This window comes from Vibrio sp. 1978, from assembly GCF_033344345.1.
The window spans coordinates 1-726 of sequence record NZ_JAWPOP010000427.1; the positions used below are offsets into that span (position 1 = coordinate 1).

1 protein-coding gene and 1 pseudogene are annotated in these 726 nt (G+C 45.9%); both read left to right on the forward strand.

Annotated elements, in window-relative coordinates; translation table 11 throughout:
• A partial coding sequence (locus tag R8N49_RS27035; protein WP_318190440.1) for an outer membrane lipoprotein-sorting protein occupies positions 1-329 on the forward strand: 329 nt, incomplete at its 5' end.
• Between the two features lie 54 nt (positions 330-383).
• A pseudogene (locus tag R8N49_RS27040) lies at positions 384-726 on the forward strand (hypothetical protein); the annotation flags it as partial.

Below are 726 nucleotides of genomic sequence, written 5' to 3' on the forward strand. Positions count from 1 at the left end.
ATGATAAGTTTAACGGGCAAGACGTATTCGTTCTAGAGCAAATTCCAACGGACAAGAACTCCGGTTATACCAAGCAGGTAGTATGGCTTGACAAGGCGCATTATCGCCCTCTCAAAGTCGAGTTTTACGACCGAAAAGGCGCGTTATTGAAAACTCTAACTTTCGCTAATTATAAGCAGTACCTCGATAAATATTGGCGTGCACATACCATGGCAATGACGAATCACCAAACTGGCAAAAGTACAGAATTGAACACTAGCGATTTGCGCTTTCAAACAGGGTTGGAAGAGAACGACTTCAACAAAAACGTGCTCAAGCGAGTTAAATAAGGGAGTGGTATGAATATGGGCAAAGGAGCAAACCAACTTGGCGGATTACTCGCGATGTTGGTAACGCCCTCGCTGTTCGCATTTGAGCTTGCGGGGCAATTGAATGTTGAGCATCGACAATTTCTCTCTCACGGGCTGCAAGGGCAGAGTAAAGGCCAAAGCTCTGTTGTAGTTCAGCCTGAACTTTACTGGGACTTCCAAAGCGGAGATAGTAGCTTCACCTTCACACCGTTTTTTCGAGTCGATAGCCTCGATGATGAAAGAACCCACGGTGACATTAGAGAAGCGCTTTTTCTCACGTATTGGGATGATTACGAGCTTAGAGTTGGGATCAGTAAAGTGTTTTGGGGCGTCACCGAGTCCGCGCATCTGGTTGATGTTGTGAACCAAACAGATG